The organism is Rothia sp. HMSC08A08 (genome assembly GCF_001808385.1).
GTDB lineage: Bacteria > Actinomycetota > Actinomycetes > Actinomycetales > Micrococcaceae > Rothia > Rothia dentocariosa.
Window position 1 is genome coordinate 122,554 of the sequence record NZ_KV793057.1, and the last position, 19,450, is coordinate 142,003.

General features: G+C 50.0%; 16 protein-coding genes. 13 read left to right on the forward strand and 3 right to left on the reverse strand.

The features are described 5' to 3' along the window. Window positions 1-73: 73 nt before the first annotated feature. The 3 genes from HMPREF3164_RS02480 to HMPREF3164_RS02490 form a co-directional block, all read right to left on the reverse strand. Complete coding sequence (locus HMPREF3164_RS02480) at window positions 74-856, reverse strand: slipin family protein (RefSeq protein WP_004004593.1); 783 nt, start codon at window positions 854-856, stop codon at window positions 74-76. A 159-nt stretch (window positions 857-1,015) separates the two neighbouring features. Continuing rightward, window positions 1,016-1,825 (reverse strand): transposase, encoded by an 810-nt coding sequence (locus tag HMPREF3164_RS02485; protein WP_048754077.1) that lies wholly within the window; start codon window positions 1,823-1,825, stop codon window positions 1,016-1,018. Between the two features lie 5 nt (window positions 1,826-1,830). After that, window positions 1,831-4,242, reverse strand: coding sequence for a nitric-oxide reductase large subunit (locus tag HMPREF3164_RS02490; protein ID WP_048754076.1), 2,412 nt, complete (start codon window positions 4,240-4,242; stop codon window positions 1,831-1,833). A 460-nt stretch (window positions 4,243-4,702) separates the two neighbouring features. Between HMPREF3164_RS02490 and HMPREF3164_RS02495 the strand changes: the two genes are divergently transcribed. The 13 genes from HMPREF3164_RS02495 to secG all read left to right on the forward strand — a co-directional run bounded on the left by HMPREF3164_RS02495 (window position 4,703) and on the right by secG (window position 19,397). After that, window positions 4,703-5,383: a lysophospholipid acyltransferase family protein gene (locus HMPREF3164_RS02495; RefSeq protein ID WP_004004596.1), complete on the forward strand. Its 681-nt coding sequence runs from the start codon at window positions 4,703-4,705 to the stop codon at window positions 5,381-5,383. A gap of 91 nt (window positions 5,384-5,474) precedes the next feature. Then, entirely contained in the window at window positions 5,475-7,448 is a 1,974-nt protein-coding gene (uvrC, locus tag HMPREF3164_RS02500) for an excinuclease ABC subunit UvrC (protein ID WP_070448663.1), read from the forward strand. Between the two features lie 103 nt (window positions 7,449-7,551). After that, entirely contained in the window at window positions 7,552-8,442 is an 891-nt protein-coding gene (gene rapZ / locus HMPREF3164_RS02505; protein WP_048754074.1) for an RNase adapter RapZ, read from the forward strand. Further along, window positions 8,442-9,512, forward strand: coding sequence for a gluconeogenesis factor YvcK family protein (gene yvcK / locus HMPREF3164_RS02510; protein WP_070448665.1), 1,071 nt, complete (start codon window positions 8,442-8,444; stop codon window positions 9,510-9,512). The genes rapZ and yvcK overlap by 1 nt, the downstream gene beginning before the upstream one ends. Before the next feature lie 136 nt (window positions 9,513-9,648). Next, window positions 9,649-10,614 carry a DNA-binding protein WhiA gene (gene whiA / locus HMPREF3164_RS02515; RefSeq protein WP_048752241.1) on the forward strand — a complete coding sequence of 322 codons (966 nt, stop codon included), beginning with the start codon at window positions 9,649-9,651 and terminating at the stop codon, window positions 10,612-10,614. Between the two features lie 469 nt (window positions 10,615-11,083). Continuing rightward, window positions 11,084-12,088 carry a type I glyceraldehyde-3-phosphate dehydrogenase gene (gap, locus tag HMPREF3164_RS02520; protein WP_070448667.1) on the forward strand — a complete coding sequence of 335 codons (1,005 nt, stop codon included), beginning with the start codon at window positions 11,084-11,086 and terminating at the stop codon, window positions 12,086-12,088. Between the two features lie 269 nt (window positions 12,089-12,357). Beyond that, window positions 12,358-13,581 (forward strand): phosphoglycerate kinase, encoded by a 1,224-nt coding sequence (pgk, locus tag HMPREF3164_RS02525; RefSeq protein ID WP_070448669.1) that lies wholly within the window; start codon window positions 12,358-12,360, stop codon window positions 13,579-13,581. 114 nt (window positions 13,582-13,695) lie between these two features. Beyond that, window positions 13,696-15,153, forward strand: coding sequence for a hypothetical protein (locus tag HMPREF3164_RS02530; protein WP_070448671.1), 1,458 nt, complete (start codon window positions 13,696-13,698; stop codon window positions 15,151-15,153). Window positions 15,154-15,294: 141 nt separating this feature from the next. Next, window positions 15,295-16,071 (forward strand): triose-phosphate isomerase, encoded by a 777-nt coding sequence (tpiA, locus tag HMPREF3164_RS02535; RefSeq protein WP_048754069.1) that lies wholly within the window; start codon window positions 15,295-15,297, stop codon window positions 16,069-16,071. A gap of 83 nt (window positions 16,072-16,154) precedes the next feature. After that, complete coding sequence (locus HMPREF3164_RS02540; protein WP_210398358.1) at window positions 16,155-16,547, forward strand: DUF6176 family protein; 393 nt, start codon at window positions 16,155-16,157, stop codon at window positions 16,545-16,547. 289 nt (window positions 16,548-16,836) lie between these two features. Next, window positions 16,837-18,462 carry a BCCT family transporter gene (locus tag HMPREF3164_RS02545; protein WP_048752230.1) on the forward strand — a complete coding sequence of 542 codons (1,626 nt, stop codon included), beginning with the start codon at window positions 16,837-16,839 and terminating at the stop codon, window positions 18,460-18,462. A gap of 144 nt (window positions 18,463-18,606) precedes the next feature. Continuing rightward, window positions 18,607-19,017 (forward strand): hypothetical protein, encoded by a 411-nt coding sequence (locus HMPREF3164_RS02550; protein WP_070448675.1) that lies wholly within the window; start codon window positions 18,607-18,609, stop codon window positions 19,015-19,017. Window positions 19,018-19,139: 122 nt separating this feature from the next. Continuing rightward, a complete protein-coding gene (gene secG / locus HMPREF3164_RS02555; protein WP_172461380.1) occupies window positions 19,140-19,397 on the forward strand; it encodes a preprotein translocase subunit SecG in 258 nt (85 codons plus the stop codon). Window positions 19,398-19,450 lie beyond the last annotated feature (53 nt).

The window sequence follows — 19,450 nt, forward strand, 5'->3', positions numbered from 1 at the left end:
ACAAGCTATATTTCCCGAGTCTGTAGGAAAGAACTGTTCCGGATAATTCTGTGATATTTATCGAAGGCTGCTGTTACTTTTCTTCGTGAGAAGCACCCTTCAAAGCCCCCATAAGCGGTCCCACAATATCCAGCGGAAGCGGGAAAACAACCGTCGAATTCTGATCAGCGCCCAACTCCAAGAGAGTCTGCAAATACCGCAACTGTAACGAAGCTGGTGAATCACTGAGAATGTCAGAAGCCTCCTTAAGTTGAGATGAAGCCTCAAGCTCACCACGTGCCGAAATGATCTTGGCGCGGCGTTCACGCTCAGCCTCAGCCTCACGAGCCATTGCGCGCTGCATGGCCTCAGGAATCTCAATATCCTTGATCTCAACCAGCTCGACTTTAATACCCCACGGGCGGGTGCGTGAATCAATAATGCTCTGCAAATCCGCATTCAAATCATCACGATGCGCCAGCAAAGTATCAAGATCCACACGCCCCAACAACGAACGTAGTGTAGTCTGAGCGATCTGAGAAGTAGCGATCGGGTAGTTTTCGACCTCAAGTACGGCGTCTTTTGCACTAATCACACGGAAAAGTACTACCGCGTTCACGCGCGCAGGAACGTTATCTTTTGTGATAACTTCCTGCGGGGGAATGGTCAGCGTAATCACACGCATGTCCACGCGCTGCAGCGAATCGATGAGCGGAACCACCAGGTTAATGCCAGGTTTTAGCTCGGAACGCAGATGACCGAAGCGGAAAGAAATACCGCGCTGATATTCAGGGATGACCCGAAGGGTACGAATAATCAGAAAAGCAACGATTACAAGAATCGGAATAACAATCGAAAGAACGGTAAGAGAATCCATCATGTCCTCTAAAAAATATGTTGGTAACGGTCAGTAGGAATGACCTGTGTAGATGCGTGCTGAGAAAAAATCTAGATGCGGTGACAATACGCACCCCGATCTCTAGGTTACCAATTCATCAACGACGGTACCTTAGAAACCGGGGCGCGCATCCTCACACTAACGAGAGACTTCTTCGAGATTCTGCTCCTGAATAACCTCTGCGGTAGTTTTATGCAGACGTGGGGTAGAAGTCCCCTCGCCGCTCCACGCCGGACGATCAGGATCAATCTGCGAAGAACGCACAGGCAAAGTTGCAGTAGAGATTATCTGCTTACGAGCATCGTCGGTGCGGCGCTTACGCTCATTGCCAATACCGCCCCACTTGGCGGCAAACCTATCCATCTTAACCGCCACCGATTCATCCGCAGTAGACCCAGGAATATGTTTAGGATCTGCCACAAAGTTCTCAGGCGATTTGATGAGCTTGATGGCTAGGGGATAGGTGAGTGACAAGCAAGCCACAATAACGGCGGCTTCCACCAGCAGCTCCAAGGGAGCATGCCAGGCCAGAGCCGTAGCACCCACGATAATAGGACCGAAAAGCGCAACCGTCACGGCAAGACCGCGATGGAACTTACCCGACTCCGAGTAAGGCCACTCATCAACTTCACGCGTAAGTTCACGCCCATTAGACGAGACGGTGCAAGTGTCCTTAATAGGACAGGTATTGCACACGCTCGGCTTGGCGCGGTAGCGCATCACACGATTATCCGTATCAAACGCTACCGGCCATAGCCACTGATCCTCGGGGCAGAGCCACGCATCGTTACTCTCGTGGTAGGTGAACCCGAAAGTCCGGGATGCCACGAAACGTTGGCTTGTGCGCTTAGCAAGAATATCGAAGCCCCACCCGACGGCGACTAGCCCCAGCGCATAAACGCTGGATAGCCACACCATCAGGGATACTCCGGCAATTTGCTCAGGCATGATAGTCAGCCTCGACGATCGCTACGGTACGGACTGGTCTGTTCGGGAAGCTCGTCAGCAGCCTTAGCACCCGCAAACTCGGCAATACGCTCGTCATCCACCAACTCGTATAGCGGCGGCTCGGGGAGCTCCAGAACAGTTTCTTTGTTCTTCTGTGAGAAGTACGAAGTTATACCCAACCATGCGAGTTTGATCAGCGGGATGATACCAGCCAAGAAGATCACGTCGCCCGGTAAGCGCAGCCAATCCATAATCACAGTTGAACCATCGTGAATAAACGCGAAGGAACGGGCCTCGTAGTAGCCTTCACCCACGGACTTATACAACTGAGCGACACCCAGCGGCAGAAGCGAAATGAAGACCATCCAGATCAGCCCGATGTTCAAGGCCCAGAATGAGAACTTTAGCCCCTTCTCAGGCCATTTATTCTCAGGAATCAGGTAACGCAACGCAAACACCGCGAAGGCCAGTGCCAACATACCGTACACACCCATCATAGAGCCGTGCGCGTGGTTTGCGGTGAGTGCGGTGCCGATTTCGTAGTACGAAACAACCGGCAGGTTGATCAGGAATCCGAAGACACCTGCACCCAAGAAGTTCCAGAAGCCTACAGCAATAAGGAACATCACAGCCCAACGATGCGGGAACGGCTTGGTGCGATTGGAGTACTGGCGAGCCCCCAACTGCATGAAGCCCCACGCCTCAACAGTCAGGAAGGTCAACGGAATAACCTCTGCTGCCGAGAAGAACGCACCGAATGCCATCTGTTCCGAAGGAGTACCAGCGAAGTAGGTGTGGTGCATAGTACCAACCACACCACCGGCGGAGTAGAGCACTGCATCCATCATGATAATGGAGATAGCGATGCGCTCGCGCACCACACCCAAGAGTACGAAGACGTAGGCGACCATCACAGTGGTGAAGAGTTCGAGGAAGTCTTCAACCCACAGGTGTACCACCCAGAAGCGCCAGAACTCGGCGACTGAGAAATGGGTGCGCTGACCAGCGAGCATACCTACGGCGTAGAACATCGGAATTGCTAGACCTGAGAAGAGGAACAACCAAGGCATGGAGGTTTTCTTCCCGCTCTTGAGGCGTGAGCTAAGGGTACGCCAAACAATGACAATCCAGATGAACATACCAGCGGTGAGCAGAATCTGGAAGAAACGCGGCAGATCAAGGTACTCCCACTGCTGCGCAAAGATAGTGTTCTCGGGTATCCAGCCCTTTTGCGAGAACCATTCGTTGAGAAGCGAACCGAGCACCACAATAACCACGGCCACGAAGAGGACGACGGTGAGTAGACCTTGCTTCTTCGGCTCTTTGCGGGTAATAAGCGGGGCAATGAAGATACCACCAGCTAGGAACGCTGCAGCCGTCCAGAAGAGGGAGAGCTGTACGTGCCACGTTCGAGACACGGTGTAGGGCAGTAGCTCACCCATATTGATACCGAAGAACCCGTCTATTTCAACGCGATAGTGCTCGGTGAGAGCGCCCACCAAGGCTTGCAGGAGGAATAGAACAATAATCGTGATGAAGAAGAGTCCAGCTGCCTTCTGGGAGGGGGTGAGCTTAACTTCATCCGGCTGGCGGAAGTCAAGGACTGGGGCTTCTTCGCCATGCCAACCGATGGTGCGCGACCAACGACCATATATGGCAAACAACAAGCCGGTACCGCCAATGAGGGCGATGAGCGATAGAGCCGACCAAACCATGAGGTCTGCAGTAGGTTTATTATCAACGTTTGGTTCTGCGGGCCAGTTATTGGTGTAGGTGTAATCCTGGTTAGGACGCTCGGCGGCCGACGCCCATGCCGTCCACCCAAAGAATGCCGTCAAATCGTGCAGTTCTTCGTCGCTCTTAATAGCGTTAGGGAAAAGACCTAAGGAAGTATCACCACGGGTAAGGGTGTCCTTGTAGTGGTCTGTCATCAAGCTGAAACCCTTGGTCTGTCCTTCGGTCCAGGTAAGGGTTTTGCTGGATTCGTCGTATTTATTCTCGTGACGCCACTCGTTTTTAACGATTTCGCGCGGTTCTTGCTTGCCTTCTGAGCGGTATTTATCAACGGCGGCATCGGTGGTCTTGCGCAGGTACTCTGCGGTGAAATCCGGACCGATGTACGCACCGTGACCCAGAACGGAGCCGTACTGCTGCAAACCGCGGCTCTGATAGAGCTCCTGACCATGCTGAATCTGCTCAGCAGTTGCGATAACTTTACCGTCATTGCCGACGATCTTATCTGGGAGCGGCATAGAGAGCGCGTAGGTGCGCATCGCCAAGACGGCCATGATGGTAAAGCCCAAGAGCATCACAAACGCTACAGCCTGTACCCAGCCTTTTCCAGCGTAGGCACCGACTGCATCCGTGCGGCGGGTGATCTTGGCGATCTCCCCGCGCGTTACGGTTTTCTTAGCCATTTTGATGTGTCTCCAGTGTGCGTGGATTGATTTTTGTTAGTGCTCGCGGTAAGCATCTCCCATAATTAGGAAGCTCACAGAGGCACTTAGTTTTATTCTTGCATTACGAATACGAATTTAGAAAGTTTACAGACACGGTGTCATCATTATGAAAGAAATTACACAGGCAAAGTAAGAATAGTTCTCATATTGTGTATCGTTTGATATAATTTGATATATTAGCTGTGTATTTAGGTGAGCCTTATCTAAGAAATAAGCAAGGGTTTTGTGCTCTAATTCTGGTGGGGTACCGTAAGAATATGCATCTGCTTGAAATAATAAGAAAGTAAAGAAAACACTCCATAGGTTTTCATAATATCTTTGCTGATCCCGAGAAAGTTACTACAAGCGTCAAGCCTATAAAATCCGTATGGAATAATAAAGAACGGAGAAAACCACCAGAACCATAAGGAGTCCGGACATGCTGGCGTACAAGGCAGGGCAAAAAGTAGTAACGGGGCTACTGCGCACTGTATTCAGGGCACGGGTGACCGGGCTTGAGCATTTCCCAAAGAAGGGGCCCGTAATTGTGGCATCTAACCATCTATCCTTCCTCGACTCCATTATTATCTCCGCTATGATGCCCCGCCGAGTAGCATTCCTCGCGAAGGCGGAGTACGTAAATACACCGGGTATTCGAGGCAAGGCCATGAAGGCTTTTTTTGAGGCCGTAGACATTATCCCCGTGAACCGCTCCGACCGTTCGGAATCCCTTAAAGCACTCGATCTAGCTCTTGAAAAACTTGAAGAGGGTAAAGTCTTCGGTATCTACCCTGAAGGTACACGATCTCGTGACGGGTTTTTATACCGCGGCAAAATTGGTGTAGCCTGGCTAGCCCATATGACTGGAGCACCAGTAGTTCCTGTGGGTCTTATCGGAACCGAACGTCTGCAGAAGCCCGGCTCAAATATGATTTACCCTCACCGGTTTACCATCCGCGTGGGGGAACCCATGCATTTTGAGAAGACCGGCGAGAAAATGACCGGTAAACAGCGCCGTCAGACCACCGACCACATCATGGATGCTATCGCTCAGCTCTCGGGCCAAGCCCGGAAGGACGAATACAACGTTTCGCCCTCCGCCGAGCGTGACGCAGGGTAGCGCTTGCCAGTCTAAAAACGAGTACACTTAACCGCGCATCCTGATTATGGATGCGCGGTTATCTTGTAGTCTTACACCGTGAGGAGCGTTCGTGGCAGATCCCCAGAGCTATCGCCCAGCCTCCGGCGATATCCCAACGCACCCCGGTGTATACCGTTTTCGTGATTCCCACGGCAGAGTTATATACGTGGGTAAAGCAAAAAACCTGCGCAACCGACTGAGCAGCTATTTCGTAGCCCCAGAACGGCTGAGCCCGAAAACCTACGCTATGGTGCATACTGCCGCCAGCGTGGAATGGACGGTGGTTGGCAGCGAGCTGGAATCTCTACAGCTTGAATACACCTGGATCAAAGAATACAAACCCCGCTTTAACATAGCGTTCCGCGACGATAAATCTTATCCCTACCTTGCAGTCACAATGCGTGATAAATTCCCGCGAGCGCAGATCATGCGCGGTGATCGTAAAAAAGGTGTGCGGTACTTTGGTCCTTACTCACAAGTGTGGGCTATTCGTGAAACTTTAGATGCGCTTCTGCGCGTATTCCCGGTGCGTACCTGCTCGGAGGGAATCTTTAAACGTGCCGAAGCATCGGGACGCCCGTGTCTTTTAGGGTATATCGATAAATGCGCAGCCCCGTGTGTAGGGCGTGTGAGCCCCGAAGAACACCGTGAACTAGCAGATGGGCTATGCCGTTTCATGGCAGGGGGCGCCGAAAAATTTATTACCCAGCTTACCCGACGCATGAAAGAAGCTGCAGCCGATATGGACTTCGAACGTGCGGCTGTATTACGTGACGATATTACCGCGCTAACAAAGGCATTTGAACGTAACGCCGTGGTTTTATCGGACTCTGTTGATGCTGATCTTTTCGCCTTTGCTCAGGACGAGTTAGAGGCATCAGTGCAGGTGTTCTTCGTGCGCGGTGGGCGTATTCGAGGCCAACGTGGCTGGATCGTTGAGAAGGTTAATGACGGTGGCGAAACTGAGCTAATAGAGCAGCTTCTCGTTCAGGTTTATAGTGAAATGGCAGCAAATATTGCTAGCGCTGCAGCTTTTGACGAAGATTCCGGGTTAGACGCTACACAACATGAGATCCCCCGACAGATTTTAGTTCCTACTATGCCGGAGAATACCCAGCAGCTTCAGGAATGGCTCTCAGGTGTGCGTGGTGCCAAAGTCGATATTGCAGTACCGCAGCGCGGCGATAAAGCGGCACTGATGAAAACGGTCGCCGAGAACGCCCAACATTCCCTGACCTTGCACAAGAGCCGTCGTGCTGGGGATATTACCACCCGTTCAGCGTCGCTCGTGGAACTCCAAGAAGTCTTAGAACTACCGGACCCGCTCATGCGCATAGAATGCTACGACATTTCCCATGTGCAAGGTACTAACGTGGTGGCCTCCATGGTGGTTTTTGAAGACGGAATGCCCACCAAAAGTGCCTACCGCAAATTCTCGATCACAGGGGATGCTGCTCGTGACGACACCGCCAGTATGTATGACGTCATCACCAGGCGATTTAAACGCTATCTCGCCGAGCAGCAGCAACGTGCGGAAGCACCTTTGTCCTCGGGAGAAGTCGCGGCGGATAGCTCGGCACAAGAACCAGCTAAATTTGCGTATCCGCCTAATCTGGTCTTAGTTGATGGCGGTCCACCTCAAGTTGCAGCCGCCCAGTCCGCCTTGAGTGACCTCGGTATTGAGGATATCTACGTGGTAGGTATCGCAAAGCGCCTCGAAGAGCTGTGGTTACCCGACGATGATTTCCCAGTGATTCTGCCCCGTACCTCTGAAGCGCTATACCTTGTGCAGCGTATTCGCGATGAGGCACACCGTTTTGCTATTACGTTCCACCGCGCAAAACGAGGTAAAGCTATGGTGGCTTCTGCTTTGGACTCTGTGCCCGGATTAGGCAGTGTCAAGCGTGCAGCGCTTATTAAACATTTTGGGTCGGTTGCTAAAGTACGGAATGCCTCGATTAAAGAACTCCAACAGGTTTCAGGCGTGGGGCCTGCGCTCGCACAAAAAGTGCATGACCACCTCAACCAAAAGGAAACTGCCTGAAGTAGCACCCCGGGTATTTATGCACAGATAGCCGTCCGCCATAAGGGGTTGTCTAGTATGATGGAGAACTAGAGACAATTCGTATCAAAGGAGAAACTACATAATGAGTGGCGAATTGCTAAATAAATCGCAAAAACCCCAGATATTGGTAATTACCGGTATTTCAGGCGCAGGTCGTAGCACTGTTGCTAATGTCCTTGAGGATGAGGGCTGGTATGTGATTGATAATATTCCGCCACAAATGCTGGAATCGATCGCGGAACTCGTTACGCAGGATGGTGCCAAAGTTCCGAAGGTTGCACTGGGGATTGACGTACGAGCCCGCGCGGTTTTCGACGACTTACCAGCGGCTATTGAAACTCTTCGCAAATCCGACGTTGATTTCTCGATGCTTTTTCTAGACGCCAAAGATGAAACTATCGTGGCTCGCTATGAGGCACAGCGTCGCCCCCATCCGCTTCAAGGAGAAGGTCGCGTACTTGACGGTATACGTGCCGAACGTTCCCTCTTCGAGGGGCTTCGACTCGCCTCTGATCGCACGATTGATACCACGGGCATGAATGTGCATGAGCTTGCACGCACAGTACGCGAGATGTTTGCTGACGGACCGGATAAAAAACTCAACCTTACTGTCATGAGCTTTGGATTCAAATACGGATCACCCACAGATGCGAACTTCATGGCAGATATGCGCTTTATTCCAAACCCGCACTGGATTCCTGAATTGCGTCCGCTCACCGGACAGGATGCCCCAGTACGTGACTACGTGCTCAGTAACTCTGGGACTGAGGAATTTATCAGCAACTACCTGGAAGCTCTGCGTCCGGTTCTGGAAGGGTACCGTCGCGAAGGAAAATACTACGCCACCATTGCTATAGGATGCACCGGCGGGAAGCATCGCTCGGTCGCTGTCACGGAAGAAATCGCTCGGCGCCTGAGCGCATTTCCCGAAGTTAATGTGCACGTGTTGCATCGTGATAAGGGGCGTGAGTAATGGCACGCATCGGTCATTCACCTGACCTGCCTGTCGGCTCTGATACTCAGGGAATCCCGAAGCTGCCCGCGTTACCAACTCAGGCTTTACGGCTTCTTAAAAGTACTCACCGCGTTACCAAAGTAACAGCTTTGGGGGGCGGGCATGGACTTTACGGTTCGCTGTCCGCGCTTCGGCATGTCACAACAGATCTAACGGCTATAGTAACGGTTGCCGATGACGGGGGTTCATCGGGTCGCTTACGTAAAGAGATGGGCGTACTCCCTCCAGGAGATTTGCGTATGGCTCTCTCGGCCCTTTGCGATGATACCGATTGGGGGCGAACGTGGCGAGACGTTATGCAGCATCGTTTTAGCGCGCCTGAGGGGTATACTGACGAGTTTCCTCTTGAATATCACGCCCTTGGAAACCTGCTTATTACGACGCTCTGGCAGCTTCTTGAAGACCCCGTTGCTGGGCTTGACTGGGCGGGAGCTCTGCTCAACGCTCGTGGTCGGGTGCTTCCTATGGCATTGGATCCTATGGTTATTTATGGTACGGTGCTACGGGAACATGCTGGCGGTGGCATCGAACGGGTGCGTATTAGCGGGCAAGTTAACCTCTCAAAAGAAAAGCAAGTGCACGATATTGGGCTTACTCCCAAAGACGCGCGCCCATGTCCGGAAGCGCTAACCGCTATTGAGGAATCCGATTGGGTAATCTTAGGCCCCGGGTCGTGGCGCACCTCCGTTCTGCCGCACTTGTTGTTAGAAGCACAGCGCGATGTTATCTGCCGTACAGAAGCTATGCGCTGTGTAGTTATGAATCTTTCGGATGACGAAGAAACCGCTGGATTCACTCCAGCCGCACATTTAGCACTCTTGAAACGATACGCCCCGGATCTTCGATTGGACGCGGTTATTGCTGATGACGAAACACCCAAGTCTGTACGTAGCGAACTGGAACGAGAATCAGAATCTATGGGGGCGCGTGTGATGTGGGCACCCGTACGAGCATCAGCTGAAAACAATGTACATAATCCTCTGAAACTTGCAGCGGCGTATCACGAACTATTTTCGTTCAAGTTTTAGAGGTAAGAAGCGTGGAATTTATTTTCTATTTCTGCCACCTCAAGATACACCGTTTCTCTAAATAGAGCATGTAGCATAGCTGAGTGCATTATCAGCACATCACATCATACGAACCTCACGGTGGGAAGGAACAACAATGGCTCTTACCGCGCTCGTTAAGGATGAGCTGGCCAGATACGAAACGAGCAAAGCGTCAGTACGTAAGGCGGAGATCTCGACTATTCTGCGCTTTACTGGTGGTTTGCACATCGTTTCTGGGCGGATTGTTGTTGAGGCAGAAGTTGATTCCGAACAGACCGCGTTACGCATGCAGCAGACTATTGCTGAAATATACGGGCATGAGGCTGAGATAACGAGCGTCAGCGGTGGTGGTTTGCGCCGCGGCGGGCGTTATATAGTGCGTGTTGATGCCGGGGGAGAAGCACTTGCTCGACAAACCGGTCTTTTAGATTTGCGAGGGCGCCCGGTGCGGGGGCTGCCGCCTGCTGTTGTCAATGGCTCCATTCAGGACGCCGAAGCGGTCATGCGTGGTGCTTTTTTGGCACATGGATCGCTCACAGAGCCTGGTCGCTCATCAGCAATCGAATTTACATGCCCAGGGCCGGAAGCAGCGCTTGCTCTTGTGGGAGCGGCCCGGCGTTTGGAAATTATTGCTAAAGCGCGTGAGGTTCGCGGAGTGGATCGTGTTGTGGTCCGCGATGGCGAGACTATAGCCCGGCTTTTGGAGCGTATGGGGGCTCAGGACGCCCTCAAGGCGTGGCGTGAGCAACGTACTCGTAAGGAAGTTCGGGCGACTGCGAACCGTCTGGCAAACTTTGATGATGCAAACCTGCGTCGTTCTGCTCAGGCAGCTGTGGCCGCGGGTGCCCGTGTAGAACGTGCTTTGGAGATCCTGGGAGACGATGTTCCAGATCATCTGCGCTATGCGGGCGAACTGCGTGCCATGAATAAGCAAGCCTCTTTGGACGAGCTGGGACGTATGGCAGATCCTCCTCTGACGAAGGATGCGATCGCTGGACGTATTCGTCGTTTGCTAGTCATGGCCGATAAACGTGCAAAAGAACTGGGGATTCCTGGAACTGAACTCCCGAAGTCTTCATAAGTAATTGTCGTGTCAAGGGAGGGTTATCTGGACTCTCTACAGATAACCCGCCCTTCTGTTGCGCAAAAAATTTTTATAGGCAAGCTAATACTACTGTGATGCGGTGGCGCGTGGGGTCGTGCGCTCTTTTCATAGAAGAGAAGGATCTAACTATAAAGTCTTTAGTATATTTTGTCTTAGTTTGACATCAGTTGCGTTTGAGTAGCTACAACCATATCCCAACATACAGAGCCACTGAACTCAACGTAAAACAACAGAAAACAAAGGGTTTTTGGTAAATTTTGTAAGGTAAATCACAAAAATACCCGATAAAAACACACCCAAACGCACATAAACTAAGGTACGATTATAACAACACCGGCGGACACGTAACCAGCGTGAGACGAAAAACTCTAGAGACTCTTGCATGAGACCCATGAACAATGGCTCTAGTCCGTCAAACTCAATGCACTGACAAGGAGATACTCCAGTGACTGTACGCGTAGCTATTAATGGTTTTGGTCGCATCGGCCGTACTTTCTTCCGCGCCGCACGCGCTGAGGCTGAGGGCTTTGAGATCGTAGCAATCAATGATCTTACCGACCCGAAGACTCTTGCCAACTTACTTAAGTATGATTCCATTATGGGTCGTCTGGGGGCCGACGTAGAGGTCAAGGACGATGCATTGGTTGTTGACGGCAAAGAGATCAAGATTCTTGCTGAGCGCAATCCTGCAGATCTTCCCTGGAAGAACCTCGGCGTAGATGTCGTGCTTGAGTCCACCGGTTTCTTCACCGAAGGTTCAAAAGCACAGGCGCACATTGATGCTGGTGCCAAAAAGGTTATTATTTCTGCACCCGGTAAGAATATTGACGGTACCTTCGTGATGGGCGTGAACGACGACCAGTACGATCCGCAGAACCACCACATTGTCTCCAATGCATCCTGCACTACCAACTGCCTGGCTCCTTTGGCAAAGGTTCTCAACGACTCCTTCGGTATCGAAAAGGGTCTGATGACTACTATCCACGCATACACTGCTGACCAGCGTCTGCAGGATGCCCCTCACTCCGACCTGCGTCGTGCACGTGCAGCAGCTGTCAACATGGTTCCCACCTCCACCGGTGCAGCAGCAGCAGTTGGCCTCGTGCTTCCCGAGCTCAAGGGTAAACTGGACGGTTTCGCAGTTCGCGTTCCTACCATTACCGGCTCCATTACCGACCTTACCTTCACCGCATCCCGCGAGGTTACTAAGGAAGAAGTTAATGCGGCTCTGAAGGCAGCAGCTGAGGGTCCGATGAAGGGCATCATCAAGTACAGCGAGGATCCCATCGTTTCGAAGGACATTGAGGGCGAAGGAATCTCCACTATCTTTGATGCGCCGCTGACCAAGGTTATTGGCGACCAGGTGAAGGTTATCGCTTGGTACGACAACGAGTATGGTTATGTATCCCGCTTGGTAATGTTCACCAACAAGGTTGTGGCTTCTCTCTAAGCCTATCTGCGCAAGGATAGCTACTTTACGAGCTGACGAGGAGAACCCCAATTCTACAGCATGTTTTTACGTAGAGTTGGGGTTTTCTTGTACCACGAAGTAAAGAACAAGGCGTGTATGTCTGGGATATCGGTAGAACTTGCCTAAACCACCATCCGCGCTGAACTAGGCTAAAAATGGTCATTTCAGCAGACTTACGGCTGTGTGACCACCAGACTTCTGTATTATTGAAAATACACACATCCCCACTAATGTAGGAGGAATTTCCCATGGCTAAGGCACTTGCAGAGCTGCTTGATGAAGGCGTAACGGGACGTTACGTGCTGGTTCGTTCCGATCTTAACGTTCCCCTAAAAGACGGCGTGGTAACCGATGACGGTCGTGTGCGCGCATCCCTGCCTGTTATTGAAAAATTGGCTAAAGCTGGTGCTCGCGTTATTGTAACTGCGCATCTTGGGCGCCCCAAGGGTCAGGTAGATCCCCAGTATTCGATTGCTCCCGCAGCTGCACGCCTTGCCGAGCTTGCATCCGTTCCTGTAAAGGTAGCGACAGATCTTGTGGGCGAGGACGCAAAGGCGAAGGCTGCGGATCTCAAAGACGGTGAAGTCCTTGTTCTTGAGAACGTGCGTTACGATGCTCGGGAAACTTCTAAGGACGATGCAGAGCGTGGTGCATTTGCAGATGAGCTCGTTGCTCTCACCGGTAAAAATGGCGCATATGTGGATGACGCATTCGGTGCTGTTCACCGCAAGCATGCGTCAGTCTACGATGTGGCAAAGCGTCTTCCCGCGTACCTTGGCGACCTTGTTAAGAAGGAAGTCGATGTTCTCTCAAAGGCTCTCAATAATCCTGAGCGCCCCTTTGTTGTCGTCATGGGCGGTGCGAAGGTCTCTGATAAGCTCGCCGTGATCGACAACCTGATTGGCAAGGCAGACTCCATTCTTATTGGTGGCGGCATGGGATATACCTTCGCCTATGCGCAGGGTTACGAAGTCGGTAATTCCCTGCTTGAAAAAGACCAAGTTGAGACTGTAAAGCGTTACCTAGAAGAAGCTCCCAAGAAGGGAACTGAAATCGTGACCGCTGTTGATGTTGTCTGGGCTGATGACTTCTCAGCAGAGGCTAACACTGAGGTTCGACCCGTCGAAGATCTCACCGGCGGTAAGCTTGGTGCTGAAGCAGAAGGTCTGGATATTGGGCCGAAGACTCGTGAGCTTTTCGCAGAAAAAATTAAGAATGCGAAGACTATTTTCTGGAACGGTCCGGTAGGCGTTTTTGAACTTGCTCCCTTTGCCGGTGGTACGAAGGCGGTTGCGGAGGCAATTGTTGAGTCTGATGCATTCTCCATCATCGGTGGTGGCGACTCTGCATCGGCTGTGCGCAACCTTGGCTTTGCTGACGAACAGTTCGGACACATCTCTACGGGTGGCGGTGCATCGCTCGAATACATTGAGGGTAAGACCCTGCCCGGTCTGGACGCTCTAGGGGCATAACTCTTATTGCGCTGCCCCTAGGAAAACGCACCCGGCTCTCAACTTCAAGGACGCGCCGGGTGCGTTCCTATATGCTCATAGACAGCCATAACCCACATCGCAAGGATGCATTCCATGGGATTTTTCTCTAAATACTTTGGTTCCCGCGAAGCTACAACAGTCGCAGACTATGAACGTGAAGTGCAGCAAGAAAGACAGGTATCTGCTCAAAGTCTAAAGGAACCTCGGAAGGCAGACGAAGCTAAAGTCGCATCAGCTTCAGAACATCGGGATTATTTGTATGGTGCCTCTGCCGATAATTTGTCAGATTTTTGGGAAAACTCGGCAGCTGATCGGGACCACAAACTGACTATCACCATGCTGCAAGCACAAAAATCTAGGGATCTTATTCAGACACTAGCAACTGACCTTGAAGATCAGCTGGATGAGCTTCCTAGCCATCTAGAGAAAACCGTGACGGAGCTTCATCAGAAAACCACTCAAGCGCTCCTGAGCTACTACACTTATAACGCCGCATGGGAGATAGACCCACAGAACCCAGAACTTGCTGAATATTATTTTCCGGGGTATCACGAGGCATGCGATACTGTGAAAGTTGCTTACCGGTGTCTGCAGAATAATATCTGGAATACAACCAATATCTCGGGGCAACAACACGAGATGATACGTATTTTATTTGAACGTGTGCAAGATACGGCGCAGATTATTCCAGAGATTATGCCAATAGTTATAGATTCCCCGGTAGTCATGGCTCCATCAGACGCATTTCTTATTTCTGTAGAAGAACGCCAAAGCATTCTGAAGACAGGACAACGTGTTGCCCAAGACGCGATAGTACGCGCCCAGCACCTTGCACAAAAGGCTGAGTCACAACCTGAAACGGGTCTCTATAATCTAGCACTCGCGTATGAATCGGGCGCCTCAGATCTTGTACTTGCCCTTGAAAACTATGCTGACTGTGTGCGAGAGAGCCAAATGCTGCATGTGGAGTTTGTTACTGCCTTTCGTCAAGCGATGAGAATTTTGCGGGAGACATCGGACGATGAACAATACGTTCATATACTCGAATATCTTGCGAGATTAGAGTCTATATCGGTAAGAGCGTTGGAAGATTACTCTCTTGCTGACGATGCTGATACTGTGCTCTACCTTCTGGATCTTGTGCATTCGGATGTTCCTGAACAGACCTTTACAGAGATTTTGGGCTGTTTGCTTGAACCGTACCGGCGCTACCTCACAATGCTGCTGACTCAGTGGGATATCTATGCTCTAGGAAATTTTGCTCCGCTTATGGTAGCGACCTATGCGATGTATACCCATGCGCGTATATGTTATGAGGAAGCATTGGCTGAGAATGGAAATACCCTACAGGCCTGGAGCCTCGCCCACAGCGCTCATGAAGCGATCGTGATGGCGCATCGTTATGCGTACACTGACTACCGTGAAATGTTTCAAGATTACGATGAAGAAGAACTTGATGCTCTAATATTGCAGAACATGTCGGAAAATACTCGGGAATTCTTCATACAGGAGACAGAACAAATGGCAAACGCCTGGAAACTTGATCTGTAGCTTTTCGGAGTAGGTCTGACTAGCCTAAAAATCCAGATAAAACCTAGAGCATTTAGTGTTTTTGAGTGATCAAACCATTAAAATGGAAGATAGAAATTTCCGAATCTATACCCTGATTTTTCGGGGGATTGGAGCGAAAATATGTCGCGCAAACCGCTGATCGCCGGTAACTGGAAGATGAATCTTAACCATGCTGAAGCCGTTACGCTGGTCCAGAAGCTAGCATGGACTCTTGATGATTCGAATTTTGATTTTACAAAGACTGAAGTAGCGGTATTCCCTCCCTTTACCGATATTCGCTCCGTACAGACCCTCGTTGAAGGCGACAAACTGAGCATTGAATATGGTGGTCAGGATATTTCTGTACATGAATCCGGTGCATACACCGGAGAGATCTCTGGTGCGTTTTTGCAGAAACTTGGTGCGAAATACGTTCTCGTAGGACACTCTGAGCGTCGCACTTATCATCACGAAAGTGATGAACTATGCGCTGCTAAGGTACAGGCTGCTTACACCTATGATTTGACTCCGGTACTGTGCGTTGGTGAAGCTCTGGAAGTTCGTGAGGCTGGCACTCATGTGGACTTTACCCTTGAGCAGCTTCGCGGTTCTATTGCAGGCTTGAGCGCCAAGCAAGCAGAAACTCTTGTGGTTGCGTATGAACCTGTATGGGCAATTGGCACTGGTAAGGTCGCAACTGCCGATGATGCGCAGGAAATGTCTGCGGCTATACGTGCTGAATTTGAAAAGCTCTACTCTACAGACGTTGCTCAGAAGGTTCGTATTCTCTACGGCGGATCGGTTAAGTCTTCTTCGGCGCCCTCTATTATGGGGAAGGAAGATGTGGATGGTGTGCTGGTAGGTGGCGCTTCCCTTCAAGCTGAAGAGTTTGCAGCAATTGCGCGTTTTGACGCATAGCTAAGCAGCAATTCGTATTAAAGGCGTCTAGCATACGTGTATTCGTGCGCTAGGCGCCTACCATTTTGTGTAATGTTACGAACATGAACAGAAATATTCTCATTCCATATTTAGAAAGGCTGATATTGATGCAGGTTGAGCTCACCAGATTTCGGGTGCGAAAAGGTCAAGAAGAGCGAGCTGTAGAATGGATGCATTTTCTTCGCCAGAATATGGATGCCGTTGAGCAGACTTTAGCGCCCGAGAAAATGTATGTTGAAACGATCTTTTCGGAGGTTCGTGATGGGCATATGTACTTGTACTGGTACAGCGTACAGGGGCAGGGAGCACAACCTGTAGAAGAATCAGAGCACCGGGTGGATAAGGAGCATTTAAGGTTCTGGCGCGAGGTTATTGACCCTACATTTCCGGGAGAAGATCTAACGATGGAGGTTCTGATGATGCTACCAGATGTGCATAAAGTTGTCTTAGGGTAAGAGAACGCAGCCTCGGGGCAAAATATGTGGTACCTAAAATTTTTCTGTAAAAATGTGGAAAGTTAGCGATTTTCGGTATAGATCTACGGCTAATATTATTATAATAATATCTAAAATATAACAAAATGATTAAGGATTTTGAGTTATTTTGATGCAGTTAGCTGTGCTTTATTTAAATTTAATTTAATTAAATATAATTCAAATGGTTTTTGTGTGTTTAAAATGTGTGGTTTTGTGGAGTCTTCGAGATTTGTTACACTTATGCCTAAACGTTTTAGGAGGGTGAGATATGAAATCACGCAAGTATACGTCTGTTTTTATTGGTTCATTAATTATTTCATTAATATTAGTGGCTCTGGGTTTTGTTCCGGGTTACGAGGCAGTTTCTAAAAACTGGAGGGCGCTGATCGGAACTGACTTCGGTTGGTTTTACCTCCTGCTTGTAACTCTTATAGTATTGGTCTGCGGGTTTTTTGTTTTAAGCCCCATGGGGCAAATTAAGCTTGGAGAGCCTGACTCAAAGCCCGAGTATTCCACTGGTTCGTGGATTGCCATGCTTTTCTCGGCTGGTATGGGTATCGGTCTAGTTTTCTATGGTGCTGCCGAGCCGCTTTCACACTTTGCTAACAAAACTCCGCATGCTGCACCGGAGTCACAGCAAGCAATGGCGGATTCCTTCCAATTTACGTTCTTCCACTGGGGTATACACGCCTGGGCTGTGTACGGTATTGTGGCTATGGCTCTAGCATATTTCGGTTTCCGTAAGGAAGAGAAATATCTTCTTTCTGTCACACTTAAGCCGCTTTTCGGTAAAAAAACCGATGGCTGGCTGGGATATATTATAGATATTGTTACTGTGGTGGCAACCGTTATTGGTGTGGCAACCACGCTTGGCTTCGGTGCTATTCAGATTAATGGTGGGCTGAGCTACCTCACTGATAATGCCATTCCTAATAGCATGGAGGTACGCACTGTTATTATCGTAATAACCACTGCTCTCTTTGTGCTCTCAGCTCTTTCGGGGCTGGGTAAAGGTATTAAAATCCTTTCAAATCTTAATATGATTCTGGCTATCGCACTTCTGGCGATTGCTATTGCGGTTGGCCCTACCGTCAAGATTTTTGACAATATGTCGGAATCCATCGGTCTATACATGCAGAACTTTTTCGAGATGAGTTTCCGAACCGCCGCATTTAATGGTGACGAACGCGCCTGGATTGATACCTGGACCATTTTCTACTGGGCATGGTGGATCTCTTGGTCGCCCTTCGTTGGCCTCTTCATCGCCCGCATCTCCAAAGGCCGTTCAATACGTGAGTTTATTACTGTAGTACTTCTGATACCTACCGTCGTAAGCTTCATCTGGTTCTCCACTTTCGGTACGATGGCTAATACGGTACAGCAGAACGGTCTAGAGAATCTGACGAAACTAGAGGATGAACAACTGCTGTTCGGCACGTTCAAACACTACCCGCTGGGTATGTTAATGTCGATCATCGCAATCATCCTGATCTTTACCTTCTTCATTACCTCCGCAGACTCAGCAACTTATGTGCTCTCAATGCTTTCTGAAGATGGGCGTCTTATCCCCACTAACGGAAAGAAAGTTGTGTGGGGTGTTATCGTCGCGGGTATTGCAACCGTGCTGCTGTATGCTGGCGGGCTAGACGCTCTGCGGAATACGCTGATTATTATTGCGTTACCCTTCGCCGTTGTGATTGCGTTAATCGTGGTGGCGCTAATAGTTGAGGTGTATCACGAGAAGGTTCAGATGGGTCTGTCGATCTCGCCTAAACGGTATCCTGAAAAGGGACAGCCCTTCAAATCTTATGAACCTTACGAGGTTGAAGACTCTGAAAACGATCAGATATCAGAAGAAAAGTCTGAAGCAAAAGTGGTTCAAAAAGAATCATAAATTTTTAGCATCGTAAAATAAAAGACCTTCCCAGGTGTCGGTTATCACTCCTGGGAAGGTCTTTTATTTGTGGAGTAGCAAACTGTAGCTACCCTATAAGCTAAGTTCCTGCATCCCGGAAACTCAACCCGTTAGACTTTAACTATGTTTGCAATTGTATCCCTTGTTGTTGCAGGTCTTTTGGCGGTCATAGTGGTCCTCATTATTCGAGGCCGACGAGTCTCTGCGCCTACAGCTGAGACTCCGCAGATCGTGTATTTTGAAAATAAACGTGATAGTTTCCTGGACTGGCTGTACCACCGTACAAGTTCCCCAGAAGTGCCAGTTCAGGTAAAACTACGCGATTGGGTAGACTTGGGATTCTATGCCGAAGGCGGCAACTACTGGGGTGTAGCCCAACAATTTACGTACTATCTTGTTCAGGGCGGTTATGTTTACGCCTACGATACTGAGGGAAATCCACTTGATGCGGGGCGAGCACTGCGAGACCGTCCAGATGCATTTCAGCTTACCCCCAGCGAATATCAGCGGCGTGTCACTCAGTTTAGGCAGTAATTTAGCCCTTCGCTCTACGCGTTATTACGTGTTAGAGAATGACCACAGAGTCTCTATACCGTATAGTTATTAAAGTCTGCCATGGGACAGGCTTTATTATCGACCTATTAGGAAGGCCCGCTGTGGACATCATTATGAATGTGCTTTTGGTAGTCATCGTGATTACCAGCATTATCACCGTGCTTCTGGTGCTCTTGAACCGCGGTCAGGGTGGTGGCTTGTCCGATATGTTTGGTGGCGGTATGACCAGCTCACTGAATTCTTCAGGTATGGCTTCTAAGAACCTAATCCGTCTGACCATTACAGTTACCGTTATTTGGGTTATTGCCGTGGTGCTTTACGGTCTAGCACTACGTTTTAACGGACAATTCGTCATATAGATAGACTTTATATATTTCCAAGAAGCCCCGGCAGGTATACCTGCCGGGGCTTC

Bases quoted from the DNA above. Each gene is read 5' to 3' on its own strand.
- pgk (WP_070448669.1), top strand. From the start codon at position 12,358: ATGGCTAAGGCACTTGCAGAGCTGCTTGATGAAGGCGTAACGGGACGT.
- HMPREF3164_RS02480 (WP_004004593.1), bottom strand. From the start codon at position 856: ATGGATTCTCTTACCGTTCTTTCGATTGTTATTCCGATTCTTGTAATC.
- HMPREF3164_RS02530 (WP_070448671.1), top strand. From the start codon at position 13,696: ATGGGATTTTTCTCTAAATACTTTGGTTCCCGCGAAGCTACAACAGTC.
- rapZ (WP_048754074.1), top strand. From the start codon at position 7,552: ATGAGTGGCGAATTGCTAAATAAATCGCAAAAACCCCAGATATTGGTA.
- HMPREF3164_RS02545 (WP_048752230.1), top strand. From the start codon at position 16,837: ATGAAATCACGCAAGTATACGTCTGTTTTTATTGGTTCATTAATTATT.
- HMPREF3164_RS02495 (WP_004004596.1), top strand. From the start codon at position 4,703: ATGCTGGCGTACAAGGCAGGGCAAAAAGTAGTAACGGGGCTACTGCGC.
- HMPREF3164_RS02540 (WP_210398358.1), top strand. From the start codon at position 16,155: ATGAACAGAAATATTCTCATTCCATATTTAGAAAGGCTGATATTGATG.
- tpiA (WP_048754069.1), top strand. From the start codon at position 15,295: ATGTCGCGCAAACCGCTGATCGCCGGTAACTGGAAGATGAATCTTAAC.
- HMPREF3164_RS02550 (WP_070448675.1), top strand. From the start codon at position 18,607: ATGTTTGCAATTGTATCCCTTGTTGTTGCAGGTCTTTTGGCGGTCATA.
- HMPREF3164_RS02485 (WP_048754077.1), bottom strand. From the start codon at position 1,825: ATGCCTGAGCAAATTGCCGGAGTATCCCTGATGGTGTGGCTATCCAGC.
- HMPREF3164_RS02490 (WP_048754076.1), bottom strand. From the start codon at position 4,242: ATGGCTAAGAAAACCGTAACGCGCGGGGAGATCGCCAAGATCACCCGC.
- yvcK (WP_070448665.1), top strand. From the start codon at position 8,442: ATGGCACGCATCGGTCATTCACCTGACCTGCCTGTCGGCTCTGATACT.
- whiA (WP_048752241.1), top strand. From the start codon at position 9,649: ATGGCTCTTACCGCGCTCGTTAAGGATGAGCTGGCCAGATACGAAACG.